Annotated in this window: 11 protein-coding genes and 1 tRNA gene; 1 reads left to right on the top strand and 11 read right to left on the bottom strand. The window is 68.7% G+C overall.

Going from position 1 to position 12413, the window contains the following annotated elements; all coding sequences use genetic code 11:
• Positions 1 to 87: 87 nt before the first annotated feature.
• Positions 88 to 1083 carry an asparaginase gene (locus DY157_RS02910; RefSeq protein WP_115727144.1) on the top strand — a complete coding sequence of 332 codons (996 nt, stop codon included), beginning with the start codon at positions 88 to 90 and terminating at the stop codon, positions 1081 to 1083.
• A gap of 433 nt (positions 1084 to 1516) precedes the next feature.
• Here DY157_RS02910 and DY157_RS02905 read toward each other — a convergent pair whose 3' ends face one another.
• The 11 genes from DY157_RS02905 to DY157_RS02850 all read right to left on the bottom strand — a co-directional run bounded on the left by DY157_RS02905 (position 1517) and on the right by DY157_RS02850 (position 11908).
• Entirely contained in the window at positions 1517 to 1720 is a 204-nt protein-coding gene (locus DY157_RS02905; protein WP_218938045.1) for a hypothetical protein, read from the bottom strand.
• A complete protein-coding gene (locus DY157_RS02900; RefSeq protein ID WP_218938044.1) occupies positions 1717 to 3165 on the bottom strand; it encodes a glycosyltransferase in 1449 nt (482 codons plus the stop codon). Before DY157_RS02900 ends, DY157_RS02905 begins: the two co-directional genes overlap by 4 nt.
• Entirely contained in the window at positions 3162 to 4643 is a 1482-nt protein-coding gene (locus DY157_RS02895; RefSeq protein WP_268876495.1) for a putative bifunctional diguanylate cyclase/phosphodiesterase, read from the bottom strand. Before DY157_RS02895 ends, DY157_RS02900 begins: the two co-directional genes overlap by 4 nt.
• Before the next feature lie 62 nt (positions 4644 to 4705).
• Positions 4706 to 5935, bottom strand: coding sequence for an MASE1 domain-containing protein (locus tag DY157_RS11670; RefSeq protein WP_115727899.1), 1230 nt, complete (start codon positions 5933 to 5935; stop codon positions 4706 to 4708).
• 293 nt (positions 5936 to 6228) lie between these two features.
• Positions 6229 to 7461: an ATP-binding protein gene (locus tag DY157_RS02880; protein ID WP_235827047.1), complete on the bottom strand. Its 1233-nt coding sequence runs from the start codon at positions 7459 to 7461 to the stop codon at positions 6229 to 6231.
• Positions 7462 to 7950: 489 nt separating this feature from the next.
• Positions 7951 to 8304, bottom strand: coding sequence for a hypothetical protein (locus DY157_RS02875; protein ID WP_160159420.1), 354 nt, complete (start codon positions 8302 to 8304; stop codon positions 7951 to 7953).
• A 273-nt stretch (positions 8305 to 8577) separates the two neighbouring features.
• Positions 8578 to 8650, bottom strand: a tRNA-Ala gene (locus tag DY157_RS02870).
• Positions 8651 to 8760: 110 nt separating this feature from the next.
• Positions 8761 to 9486, bottom strand: a complete 726-nt coding sequence (locus DY157_RS02865) for a histidine phosphatase family protein (RefSeq protein ID WP_115727140.1) — start codon at positions 9484 to 9486, stop codon at positions 8761 to 8763.
• Positions 9483 to 9857, bottom strand: coding sequence for a ribosome silencing factor (gene rsfS / locus DY157_RS02860; RefSeq protein ID WP_115727139.1), 375 nt, complete (start codon positions 9855 to 9857; stop codon positions 9483 to 9485). Before rsfS ends, DY157_RS02865 begins: the two co-directional genes overlap by 4 nt.
• 24 nt (positions 9858 to 9881) lie before the next feature.
• Positions 9882 to 10628, bottom strand: coding sequence for a nicotinate-nucleotide adenylyltransferase (nadD, locus tag DY157_RS02855; protein WP_268876486.1), 747 nt, complete (start codon positions 10626 to 10628; stop codon positions 9882 to 9884).
• On the bottom strand, positions 10625 to 11908 hold the full coding sequence (locus DY157_RS02850; RefSeq protein ID WP_115727138.1) for a glutamate-5-semialdehyde dehydrogenase: 1284 nt from the start codon (positions 11906 to 11908) through the stop codon (positions 10625 to 10627). The genes nadD and DY157_RS02850 overlap by 4 nt, the downstream gene beginning before the upstream one ends.
• Positions 11909 to 12413: the final 505 nt, after the last annotated feature.

The following is a 12413-nucleotide window of genomic DNA, read 5'->3' as shown; positions in this document are numbered from 1 at the left end:
ATTCTCTCCGGCCCATCCGAGCTCGCCGCCGCGACCTCGTCGATCGACGCGGAGAGGAACGACGGACGCACGAGAAGGAGGCCCCGCATGACGCGCATCGCGGCGATCGGCACGACCGGCGGCACGATCACGATGACCTCGGCGGTGCCCGACGGGCCGGCGACTCCGGCGGTGTCCGGGGAGGACCTCGCGGCCCCGCTCGCGCAGTGGATCGACGACGTCGAGATCCGATCGACGACGCTGTTCACAGTCGGATCGCCGCAGCTCACGGTCGCGAACGTCCGCGAGGTCGTCGACTTCGCGCATCGTGCGGTCGACGAGGGCGCACACGGAGTCGTCATCGTCCAGGGCACCGACACGCTCGAGGAGGTCGCCTACCTGCTCGACCTCGTGTGGGACCGACCGGAGCCCCTCGTCGTCACGGGCGCGATGCGGGCGAGCGACGACGCGGGCGCGGAGGGCCTCGGCAATCTGCTCGCCGCTGTGCGCGTCGCGACGGACGAGCGCATCCGCGGCATGGGCGTCCTCGCGGTCCTCAACGACGAGGCGCACCTCGCCTCGCTCGTCACGAAGATCGACGCGAATTCGCTCGCCGCGTTCAAGTCGGCGTCGTGGGGGCCGGTCGCGAAGTTCGTCGAGGGCCGAGTTGTCTCCGCCTACCGCCCGGCGCGGCGCCTGCCGCCGCTCCCCCTGCCCGACGGGTCGGCGCCGAGGATCCCGATCATCACGGCCGGGCTCGACGACGACGGCGACCTGGTCCGCGCGGCGATCGCGACCCGGCCGCGCGGCATCGTCCTGTCCGCGATGGGGTCGGGGCACGTGCCCGTTCCGATGGCGGACGCCGCTCAGGAGGCGGTCCGCGCCGGCATCCCGGTCGTCTTCGCGTCGCGCACGGGCGGCGGTACGACGACGCGCAACTCCTACGGTTACCCGGGCTCGGAGGTGGATCTCCTCAACCGCGGGCTCATCGGCGCCGGCTGGCTCGATGCGCGCAAGTCGCGGCTCCTTCTGCACCTCCTTGTGGCGGCCGGCGTCTCGATCGACGAGGTCGCGGCCGAATTCTCACTCAGGGGGAGGTACTAGGGGCGCGGTCCGGGTTGGCGGACCCGGACGCCCTTTCTGGGCGCCTGCCCGTCGGGGCCGGAGGGCCTGTTTCGGGTAGTGACGGCACCCCATCTTCATTTGGGGTGCCGTTGGACCGATTGCGGTGGAGTCGGAGGGCGTGTTTCAGGTCGTAACGGCACCCCTTTCCCATTTGGGGCGCCGTTAGAGCAGTTGCGGTGGAGCCGGAGAGCGTGCTTCGGGTAGTAACGGCACCCCTTTCCCATTTGGGGCGCCGTTAGAGCAGTTGCGGTGGAGCCGGAGAGCGTGCTTCGGGTAGTAACGGCACCCCTTTCCCATTTGGGGCGCCATTAGAGCGGTTGCGGTGCCGATGAAGTTGCCCCGCAACGGCTCGATGAGCTCAGCGCGTGAAGAACGCGCCCGAACTGGTCGACGGCACCCCGCGACGAGCCGGCTACTCGACGGCGTCGGGGTGGATCGACCGCGTCTCGGAGCGCTTGTACGGCCGGCGGAACCATGCGCCCGGCCGGACGACCGGAAGGATCTTGAGGATCGCGAGCGTGAGGAAGACGATCGTATTGAGCGCGACGAAGGCGCTGAGCGCGGCGAACCACGGCGTCGTGAGGATCGACTCGGGGAACAGCAGTCCGTGATTCACGGCTTCTCCTCTCGGACGACGGAGCCGTCGGCGGCGACGTGGGTCCACTCGGCCTGCTTGGCGCGCAGGATGTCGAGACAGCCCTTGCAGAAGACGATGTTGAGGTAGGTGGCGTAGATGAGCTCGGGGATGACGAGGACCGCGAGGAATCTCGCCGCCCAGCCGCCCTTCCACGCGGTGACGACTCGTTCGAGGGCGAAGACTCCGCCGACGGCGAGCCAGAAGGGGAACCACACCCACTGGGCGAGCGAGAGCGCCATGATCGCCATCATGACGAAGTAGGCGAGGAGCGCGAGGACCCCGTAGCCGATGCCGAGCTGCTGGGACCAGTAGCGGGAGGTCTGAGGGGTGAGCCCGTAGGTGCCGAGGTTCTCGAGGGCGCCGCGCTGCCAGCGCAGCCGCTGATTCCACAGTGCCTTCCACGTCGTCATGACCTCGGTGACGACGCGGCAGTTCGACGGGGAGATCATGAGGGCGCCGAGCGACTTGAGGGCGATCGTCATCTCGTTGTCCTCGGTGAGCGCGGCGGTGTCGTAGACGTCGCCGGGTGTGCCGGGCAGCAGGCGGCCCCTCTCCTGCGCGACGGTCCGCAGCGCGCGGGCCCGGAAGACGGTGGCGGTGCCGGTGAGGACGAAGACCTTGCCCTGGCGGCGCTCGATGTCGCGGGAGTAACGGGTGTACTCGTTGCGCTGGCAGAGCCCGAGGAGCCCTCCCCCGTCCTCTCCGTAGAAGAGGCCGCCGACGGTCATGAGCGCCCGGTCGGCGGTGAGGCGGCGTCGCGCTTCGGCGAGGAATCCCTGGTCGAGGACGGTGTCGGCGTCCATCACCATGACGCAGTCGTTGTTCCCGAGCGTCGGCAGGAGGCCCGTCAGGCACTGGTTGAGTCCGCCGGCCTTCTTGTGAGTGTTGTCGATGGTCTCGAAGACGTCGACGCCGGCGGCGCGGGCGATCTCGACGGTGCGGTCGGTGCAGTTGTCGGTGACGACGATGATCCGTTCGGGGGCGCCGTCCTGGGCGCACAGCGAGTCGAGGGTCGCCTGGATGCGGTCGGCCTCGTTGTGCGCGGGGACGCAGACGGTGATCGTCACTTCCCCGTCGAAGCGCCCTGCGGTGTCGGCCATGACGACGCGCGGCGCGAGCGGGTTGTCGCCGCGGTCTTCGGCGCGGCGGGCGCGCGTGGCGACGATGTGCTCGACGCCGGTGACGAGTCCGGCGAGGGCGAGCGCGAGTCCGCTCGCTCCGATGAGGAGTCCCCAGCGCGGGACTTCGGGATCCCAGATGTAGTGGAGCGAGCCGGCGACTCCCTCGCGCAGGTCCGGAGTCATTCCCGATCCCGAGAGGACGATTCCGGCGACGAGGACGAGGGCGGCGCCTGCGGCCAGGAGGAGGACCATGACGCCCACGGCGCGGTCCATGCGCGTGCGCTGGTGGAGGGGACTCATCATGTCGTCTCCTGTCGGGCGGGATTGTCGGAACTGTCGGGAAGGTCGGAACTGTCGGAGCTGTCGGGAAGGTCGGAAGCGTCGGAAGCGCCGGACGCTTCGAGAAGAACGGGGCCGTCGGAAAGGTCGGCACGATCCGGGGCGTCTTCGCCGCCCGCGTACCTCCCGAGGAATTCCTCGACCGGCACCGGGTCTCCGACGGCGGCGCCCTGAACGTAGTCGACGCCGAGCTCCCGGGCGGCCCGCCACGCATCGTCGTTCTCGACGTACTCGCCGATCGTCGTCTTCCCGAGGTCGTGGGCGAGCGTCGCAATGGCGGAGACGATGGACCGGTCGGTCGGATCGAGCCCGGCCCGCCGCATGAAGGAGCCGTCGATCTTGACGACGTCGAATTCGAGTCTCTTGACGTAGGTGAAGGGCCCGAAGCCCGCGCCGAAGTCGTCGAGGGAGACGCCGAGCCCCCGCCCGCGCGCCCACCGCGTGAACGCGGCGGCGGCGTCCATGTCGGCGACGGCGGAGGTCTCGGTGACTTCGAGGACCACGGAGCGCGGCCGTAGCGCGGCTTCGGGACCCGCATGACCGAGCGCCTCGTCGAGCGCGGCGCGATAGGCGGGGTGCCCGACGGAGGGGCCGGAGACGTTGACGGAGAGGACGAGGTCGGGGGCGCTTTCGTCGAGCAGGCGACGCACGGCGAGCGCCTCGCGGAACACCCAGGCGTCGACTTCCGGGGCGAGGCCAACGCGTTCGACGACGGGCATGAACTCTCCCGGCGTGAGCGCGGGCCCGCCGTCGTCGAGGCGCAGGAGCGCCTCCGCGGCCCGAATCCGTCCGGTGCGGACGTCCGCGATCGGCTGGAGGTGAAGGACGAGTCCCCCGTCGGCGAGCGCGGATCGGATCCGATCGGCGGCGGCGAGGTCGCGGCCCATGCGCGGCAGCGTCGGGTTCTCCGGATCGACGGCCGCGAGGGAGTTGCGCCCTCCGGCCTTCGCCTCATAGACGAGCATGTCGGCGAGGGCCATGGGCGCGAGGCCCATCCGATCGGCGAGTGCGAGGGTCGCGGCGCCGACGCTTGCGGTGACGCGGCGCTGCTCGCCGGCCATGCGGCTGGTCATCCGGAGTATTTCATCGATGAGGCGCTCCCCGACGCGCTTGGCGAGCGCGAGCGTGACGCCCGGGAGGAGCACGGCGAATTCGTCGCCCCCGAGGCGGGCGGCGATGTCGCCGGGGCGCGTGATAGTGGTGATCGCGCGGGCGACCTCGACGAGGAGTTCGTCGCCGGCGGCGTGGCCGAGCGTGTCGTTGACGTTCTTGAAGTGATCGAGGTCGAGGACGAGGACACCCGCGTCCTCTCCGTCACCGCGTCGACGCTCCTCGAGGGCGGCGAGGGCGTCGGCGAAGCCGGCGCGGTTGCGCAGGCCGGTGAGCGAGTCGTGGCGGGCCCGGAAGGCGAGGTCCTCCTGCGCCCTCGTCCGTTCTTCGATGGCGAGGTGCCGCTCGGTCGCGTCCCCGAAGGAGAGGAGGACCGCGTCGCCGAACTCGGCGCTCAGTGGGTTGGAGCTGACGTCGAAGATCCGTCGCGTCCCGTCGGGGGCGTCGACGGCGACGGGGACGTCGCGGCTCGGGGATCCCGCGAGGGCGATCGCCGAGGGCGCTCCGCCCCGTCGAGGTCGGAGCCGTCGGCCGCCGAGATCCGGGTCGGCAACGACACGCGTCCATCGGCGTCTCGCTCGAGGAATCTGGGGCTCGAGTCGTTGAGCGGTTCGACGCGGCCGTCGCGGTGGACGATGGCGAGCCCGTCGGGGACGGTCCGCGTGACGGTCGCGAGCCGGTCGGCGTCTTGACGCGCGGCGCGCTCGGCCTCGGCGAGACTCTCGGCCTGGCGGCGCACGCGGCTCACGGCCGCGGAGATGACGAGGGACAGCGTCGCGCCGACGAAGACGAAGAGGTGGATGCGGGTCGCGAGACCCTGGCGGCTGAGCCCGACGTCGATCGGCGCGGCGTTCACGACGAGAGCGAGGACGAGGACGACCGCGTCGACGTAGACCGTGTGGAGCATCGCCGCCCACACGGGATAGCGGACCGCGGACCAGAAGAGCGGGATGAGCATCGCGGATAGGAGCGGGATCGTGAGGCGCGGGCTGAAGACGATCGCGCCGAGGACGATCGGGGCGGCGATGGCGGTCGCCGTGAACCATCGGGGCGCGCGGACGGGCTCGATGCGCGAGTCGAGGAGGGCGGCGCCTGTGCCCGCGATGAGGACGATCGCCGCCATGTTCCGGAAGAAGTGGGCGACGGCGTCGTCGGCGTCGAAGGGCTGGGGCGCTCCCCACAGGGCCATGTAGGCGAGGGGAACGGCGGCGGCGGAGGCGACGAAGGCTGCGGTGACGAAGAGGGCGGCCTGCCCGGCGGTTCGCACTGCCCACGGAGGTCGTTCGGGGACGAGGACGAAGGGGGTCCTCCGGTGGAGGAGGTCGAGAACGGCCCTCGACCCGAGGAACACCGTCGCGTTGGAGGCGGCGACCGCGCAGGAGGCGGCCGCGTCGAAGCCTGCACCGAAAGTACTGCTGACGAGGATCGCGGAGCCGAGCGCTTCACTCCGCGAGCGCAGGGTGAGCGCCCAGAGGACCCCGATGCCCGCGGCCGGCCACACGAGAGCGAGTTCCCTTCCGGGCACGGCGAAGAGCTGGGCGGCGAGGACCGCGACGGCGAAGGCGATCGCGAAGAGCGCGGTGCGCGCGAGCGCGCGTCCGTGGGTCTTCCGCCCTTCTGTCATGCGTGAAGCATAGAAGCCGAATCGGCCCCGCGCGCAGCGTCTCTCACCAGCGCATTTACCGGAAAATCACGCGGAAGTCGGCGCCTCTCCCCCCGCTGTCGCGCACGACCATCGCCCCGTAGCCGGGAAGCCGGGCCGTCCGCGGCGGTTCGGCTCCCCGGCCCGCGTCCGCCCGGTAGGCCGTCCGTCCATCGACATCGACGAGGTCGGGGCAGGATGTCGAGTACGGGATGCCGATACCCCCCGCCCTCATGAGCGGGCACACGACTCTCGTCTCTGTCGGCCTCACGGGATCAGCGAGTGAGGGCGGTCAGCGGGACGACGCGCACGCCGTCCGTCCTCGTGAATGCGTATCCACCACCGGTGATGACAAGGCGGATGACATCCGGATGCAGCTTCGGATCGATCTTGGCCGCGAAACGGGTGAGGCTGGCCGCCGCTGCGTCGAGGACCTCCTCGTGCCAGCCCAGCTTGATCTCAATGAGGAGCAGGGGGCCTCCCGGATACTCGATGACGGCATCCACTTCCGCACCCGCGGAGTCCCGGGCGTGACTGACGAGCTGGGCGGAGTACACCCGAAGATCATGGACCACCTGCGACTCGAACAGTTGGCCCGCGTAGCGCAGATCGCGCAATAGGCTCCGGGGGTCCGCTCGAAGAGCTGCGACGGCGAGCGACGGATCCGCGAGATGGCGCTTGCCTTCCTTACGCAGCGACGCTTTCGAACGGAGGTGACTTGACCATGCAGGCTGATCCTCGATGGCGAATACGCGCATGAGGGAGCTGAGATACGAGACCACCGTTTCGCGTGCCAGTCCTGTATCTGCGACCAGCGTCGCGATGGAGGTCTCCGTGGCGACACCGCGAGCGAGCGCGACGAGGAGACGCCGAACCCGCACTGGGTCGTGCCCGATCTCCATGCCCATCGGCAGGTCGACCTCGACGAGGGACGTGAGATAGTCGCGTACCCCCTCGAGGACGGCATCCGTCGATTCGTTGAGAAAGCCGGGCCACCCGCCGCACGTGAGTCGGTCGAGCAGCTCGGGCAAAGTGACCCCCGGATCGCCGGCGGAGACGTCGCTTCCGGCGACGATGTTCGCGAGGCTCACTGCTCCAGTCGAATGCCCCGTCTCGGCGAGGCTCATCGTCGACATTCGAACTCTCGCGAAGCGACCTGCCCCGCTGTGGCGCGCCAGGTCCGCGCTCGGCGCGGCCGACCCGGTGAGAATGAAGAGCCCCTTCGTCTTCTCCCTGTCGACGCGGCGTCGCACGAGGTTCCACAGGGCTGGCTGAAGATGCCATTCATCGAACAGTCTCGGATTCTCTCCATCGAGGATCAGCTCCGGTGCCGTCATCATGAGCTGCGCGACGTTGGGATCTGTATCGACTTCGACGACACTCTGCGCGCACTGAAGCGCGGTCTCCGTCTTCCCGCAGGCCTTGGGCCCCTCGATCACCACGGCACCCGCACGCGCCAGCGCGCGTCTCAGTTGATCATCAGCGATACGACTCCGGTAATCCGCCACATTGAGAGCCTAGAACTAGTTATTTTGGGAGTCAACAACTAGTCAATCTGCGAGTCGTCAGCTCTTGATTTTAGGATCCTGCGGAAGATCCAGTCCGCCTACTTCGCATCGGACAGCGTGACCTTGCCACGATCCAGTTCGAAACTTCGGTTCCAACAGATGTGGAACCTCAGCCGCGAAAGCTTCAGTCCATCAACGCTTGCCAACAATGTCTGTGGCCAGCCCGCCCCTACCATGCGGCGATCGCGGGAGGGCGCAAAGTCGTGGCGGACAAGGTACGGGACGATGAGCGCGACGAGGAGCCCCGCGGACGCGAAGTCGGCGCCGCGGATCGAGAGACTCTCGCCGAGAGAGCGTGCCGATGACGACCGCCAGCGTCCACTCGATCCCCATGAGCGCCGAGATCGTCCCGTACTGGGCGCGCGAGACCCGGTCCGGCGGGATCGGCTGGGAGACGTTCGTCGCGGCCGCAATCATCGTCTGGAAGACTCACCAGAGGGCGAAGAGCATCACGAAGCCGGAGGAGAAGGCCATCGCGGCGAGAGCTGCCTCGCACGTCAGAGCCGAGAGGATGATCCTCGGCGCGCGCGGGCCGAGCCGCGACTTCGTCCGATCGGACATGAAGCCCCACAGGGGGCTCGCGATGAGGCCGAGGACCCCGCCGACCGTCATGATCGAGGCGAGGAGCGCCTCCTTCTCGCCCGAGTTCCACTCGAGGATCTGATTCGCGATGAGCAGCTGCGCGGGCGCCGCCCACGCGATGTTGATCCCCAGGCACATGAGGCCGAAGGACGCGATCCAGCCTCGCGACACCAGTGGCCGGTCGTCAACCGTGCTGCTCATCGTTCCGCCTTCCTCGGCTCCCGTGCTCCTTCCCCTCATCGCGAAGAGGTTCCTTCGAGGGTAACAGGCGAGGTCGGGGCGGGTTGTTGAATAAGGGGAGACAAACAGACTCTTCAATTTGGAGGTCGGCGACTAGTCAATTTGAGAGTCGACTGCTAGTCATGCTGTTAGTCATGAACTCTTGCTTCTGAGTTCTCGGGCCTTCGCAGACCAATCGATACTCGACCGAGGCAACACAAAACCGCGGACCCATCGGATCCGCGGTTCGTTCGGTGGAGCTAGGGGGATTCGAACCCCCGACCTCTTCCATGCCATGGAAGCGCGCTACCAACTGCGCCATAGCCCCGTCTTCAGTTGTTGTCCCCGTTGCGGCGACCCGTTAACTATAGCGGGCACCGGCCCGAATCGCGAAATCGAGAGTCTGTGCCGGTCACCACACATTCGGGACGCCGACGCTCATGCGCCGAGGACATCCTCACGGTGCCCGATGTTGTGGGCCGCGAGCCTCCAGGACACGGGCCCGGAGGCGCCCGAGCCTCCCCCGCCCATGCGGACGAGCTCCGACCAATGGCAGTTGTCGAGGCCCCTCATCTGATCGAACTCCAGGGGGTTGAGCCCGATGAAGGTGAGGAGTCCTCGCGTGACGGCGGAGCCATGGGAGACGACGACGAGGGTCGCGCCCTCATCGGCGGCCTCGGCCGCCGCGATCGCCGCATCCCGCACGCGAATTCCGACGAGGTCGGACCGTTCGATGCCCGCGGCCACGCACTCCCCCGTCTGACGCCATTCTTCGACCTCGTCCTCGTATCGCGAGAGCGCCTCGGGGATCGTCAGCCCCTCGAAGTCGCCGTACGCACGCTCGATGAGGCGATCGTCGACGTTCGGCCCGACGACCTCGGCGCCGGCGGCGCGGAACTCCTCGACGATGATCTCGGCGGTCTCGAAAGCGCGCGACAGCGGCGAGCACACGAGGAACACGCGCCCGGCCGACACGGAGGCGACGTTGACGCCCACCTGCGCCGACGGCGAGAGGACGCGGGAGGCGAGTACCCGGCCCGCATTGCGCGCCTGCTCGCGCCCGTGATCGTTCAAGGGGTGATCGATGACCCCCTGGAAGCGCCGCTCGAGATTGAAGTCCGTCTGACCGTGCCGAACCAGGACGATCCTGCTCGCCCCGCTCATGCGCGCACCAGTTCGCGCGACGACGCGTCCTCGAGGCGCGTGATCGTCCCGTCCGCCCACAGGGACTCCAGACGGTAGTAGTCGCGCTCCTCGTCGATGAGGACATGGACGACGAGGTCCACGTAGTCGATGAGGATCCACCGGTTCCCCGTCCGCCCCTCGATGCGGGCGGGCTCCACCCCGAGCTCGGCGGCGACGCGGTCGAGGATCTCCTCAGCGATCGCGCGCACCTGACGCTCGGTCGGGGCAGAAAGGATGAGGAAGGACTCCGCGATCGCGAGCCTGCCCGCCACGTCCACGAGGACCGGATCGGTCGCCAGCTTGTCTGACGCCGCCTTCGCGGCTACTTCGACCAGATCACGCGTCTCCATGGGCACAGCGGCGACTCCTTAGGGCTAGTCCACGTCCTTGTAAAGATCATACTTGTTGATGTACTGCACCACCCCGTCGGGCACGAGGTACCACACGGGCTTGCCCTCCTCGACGCGCGTCCTGCAGTCCGTCGACGAGATCGCCATCGCGGGGACCTCCACCAGGGACACCGACTCGCGCGGAAGCCCCGACGCGTCGAGCACGTGCCCCGGCCTCGTCACCCCGATGAAGTGCGCCATCGCGAACAGCTTGTCCGAGTCCTTCCACTTGACGATCTGCGCGAGCGCGTCGGCGCCGGTGATGAAGTAGAAGTCCGTGTCCTCGTCGAACTCCTCGCGCAGATCCGTCAGGGTGTCGATCGTGTACGTCGTCCCGCCGCGGTCGATGTCGACGCGCGACACCGTAAACCGCGGGTTCGAAGCCGTTGCGACGACCGTCATGAGGTACCGGTGCTCCGCCGGCGTCACCCGGCGCCCCGCCTTGAAGGGCTGCATCGCCGTCGGCACGAAGATCACCTGGTCGAGATGGAAGACCTCCATCACCTCGGACGCGGCGACGAGGTGCCCGTGGTGGATGGGATCGAAGGTCCCGCCCATGATGCCGATCGATCGACGAGGGCGCCCGGCGGAGAACTCCTTCGCGGCGGAGGTCGTGAAAGCCTCGTCGTGATGGGCGTCCTCGGTGTTAGGCATGTCCGCGGTCGTATCCGCGGGCGTCGGCGCGGCGGCGCCCGCGGCCCCTGCCGATGCCGCGCTCGTCTGCTCCGTCACGGCCGGATCGTCCCTTCGCCCTCGATGATCCACGTCGACGTCGTGAGCTCCGTGAGCCCCATCGGGCCACGCGCGTGGAGCTTCTGGGTGGAGATGCCGATCTCCGCCCCCAGGCCCACCTGGCCGCCGTCCGTGAAGCGCGTCGACGCGTTGATCGCGATCGCCGCCGAATCGAGCTCGGTGCGGAAGCGGTTCGCCGACGCGATCGAGCGCGTGCAGATCGCCTCGGTGTGCCCGGTCGAGTAGCGGCGGATGTGGGCAATCGCCTCGTCGATCGAGGGGACGACGCGCACCGCGAGGTCCATCGACAAGTACTCGGTCTCCCAGTCCTCCTCGGTCGCGGCGACGACCATGTCCGCGTCGATCGACGGGTTCGCCTGCGCGATCGCCATCGACGCCTCGTCGAGGTGGAGCGTCACGCCCGCCGTCGCCAGGCGCGTGAGGGCGGAGGTGAGGAAAGCCTCGGCCTCGTCCTCGTGAACGAGGAGCGTCTCCGCGGCGTTGCACACGCCGACCCGCTGGGTCTTCGCGTTCATGATGATGTTCTCCGCGGCCGCGAGGTCCGCGCCGGCATCGACGTACACATGGCAGTTGCCCGTGCCCGTTTCGATCGTCGGGACGATCGAGTTCTCGACGACCGCGTTGATGAGCCCTGCGCCGCCGCGCGGGATGAGGACGTCGATACCGCCGCGCGCCCGCATCATCGCGGTCGCGCCCGGGCGCCCGAGGTGGTCGACCGTCTGAACGAGGTCGGCGGGGAGCCCCACGGAGACGAGCGCGTCGCGCATGATGCCGATGATCGCCCTATTCGACTCCTCGGCGGCGCTGCCGCCGCGCAGGATCACCGCGTTGCCGGACTTGAGGGCGAGGGTCGCCGCGTCGATCGTCACGTTCGGGCGGGCCTCGTAGATCATGCCGACGACGCCCATAGGGACGCGCACCTGCGTGATGCGCAGGCCGAGTTCGTTGCGGGTCCCGCGGATCACCTCCCCGACCGGGTCGGGCAGGGCCTCGACCTCGCGAACGGCGGAGGCGATCTGCTCGATGCGCGCCTTCGTCAGCGCGAGGCGGTCGAGCAGACCCTCGGACATGCCCTTGTCGCGGCCGCGCTCGCAGTCCTTCGCGTTGGCGGCGAGGATCTCGTCGGCCCGCTCGGTGATCGCCATCGCGATTGCCTCGAGGGCGGAGTTCTTCACGCCGGTCGTCGCCGTCGCGAGCGCGCGCGACGCCTCGCGCGCGGCATCGGTGAGGGCGGAGATATCGGGGATCTGGTCGTCCATTCCGCCATCATGGCACAGCGTTCGCCATTGGGAACGGGGAAGCTCCCATAGCGGCCACTCCCCCGCGCTCTCCGCCCAGCATCCCCGCCGGACCACGAAGTCATCCGCCTTCCCCTGCGAAGTCATCCGTCTTCCCCCACGAAGTCATGCGTCTTCAGCCGCGAAGTCATGCGCCCACGGTCGGGTTCCGACGCCGTCCCTGCAGAAACGCACACAGTTTCGGCTTCGTCGGACGCTCAGTCGGCTCCGCGCCGAAAGAATGGCCAGGTCAGAACCTTGCACCGCGCGGGCCCACGGAGAAACTGTGTGCGTTCTTGCGGGGCGGAGGCCAGTGCCATTGACGGCCTGGAGTCGCGCGCACGCATCCCCTCGACGCGCGAACGTGATGCTCTCGGCAGAATCGGGCACACACCACCGACAATGCGCCCGAAACCGACCCCAACCCCGGCCGTATCGGGCACACACGCCGGAATCGGGCACACACCGCCGACAACGTGCCCAAAAC

Origin of the sequence: Actinomyces culturomici, from assembly GCF_900499005.1 — a bacterium.
GTDB classification, from domain to species: domain Bacteria; phylum Actinomycetota; class Actinomycetes; order Actinomycetales; family Actinomycetaceae; genus Pauljensenia; species Pauljensenia culturomici.
This window is presented reverse-complemented; position numbering and strand designations above follow the sequence as displayed.

Coding starts and splice junctions, on each gene's coding strand:
- DY157_RS02910 (WP_115727144.1), top strand. CDS start 88: ATGACGCGCATCGCGGCGATCGGCACGACCGGCGGCACGATCACGATG.
- DY157_RS02900 (WP_218938044.1), bottom strand. CDS start 3,165: ATGATGAGTCCCCTCCACCAGCGCACGCGCATGGACCGCGCCGTGGGC.
- DY157_RS11670 (WP_115727899.1), bottom strand. CDS start 5,935: ATGACAGAAGGGCGGAAGACCCACGGACGCGCGCTCGCGCGCACCGCG.
- DY157_RS02875 (WP_160159420.1), bottom strand. CDS start 8,304: ATGAGCAGCACGGTTGACGACCGGCCACTGGTGTCGCGAGGCTGGATC.
- DY157_RS02865 (WP_115727140.1), bottom strand. CDS start 9,486: ATGAGCGGGGCGAGCAGGATCGTCCTGGTTCGGCACGGTCAGACGGAC.
- rsfS (WP_115727139.1), bottom strand. CDS start 9,857: ATGGAGACGCGTGATCTGGTCGAAGTAGCCGCGAAGGCGGCGTCAGAC.
- DY157_RS02850 (WP_115727138.1), bottom strand. CDS start 11,908: ATGGACGACCAGATCCCCGATATCTCCGCCCTCACCGATGCCGCGCGC.